The organism is Halomonas sp. SIMBA_159 (assembly GCF_046536035.1).
Lineage (GTDB): Bacteria > Pseudomonadota > Gammaproteobacteria > Pseudomonadales > Halomonadaceae > Vreelandella > Vreelandella venusta_A.
In genome coordinates this window covers 1-287 of the sequence record NZ_JAWJBT010000336.1, presented here as the reverse complement: position 1 = coordinate 287, position 287 = coordinate 1, and the positions used below count along the sequence as shown (strand labels likewise).

Here is a 287-nt window from a genome sequence, read left to right as displayed (position 1 = left end):
CTCTTCGATTTTGAATACATGCTGTCGCTCATGCCTATTTTGCTCAAATACCTGGGCACAACCATGGGCATGGCGGTATGGGGACTGGTTTTTGCGCTGGTGATCTCTGTCACCCTGGCCTTGGTTCGGGTCTATCGGTTACCCGTACTGGATCAGCTCAGTCAGATCTATATCAGCTTCTTTCGCGGCACACCTTTGCTGGTACAACTGTTTTTGCTCTATTACGGCTTGCCGCAGATCTTTCCGCCGCTGGTCGGCCTGGATGCCTTCAGTGCGGCCGTGATAGG

General features: G+C 53.0%; 1 protein-coding gene. It reads left to right on the top strand.

Annotated elements, in window-relative coordinates; translation table 11 throughout:
- The coding region (locus tag R0J87_RS19520; RefSeq protein WP_498888322.1) for an ABC transporter permease subunit at positions 1-287 on the top strand (287 nt) is incomplete at both ends.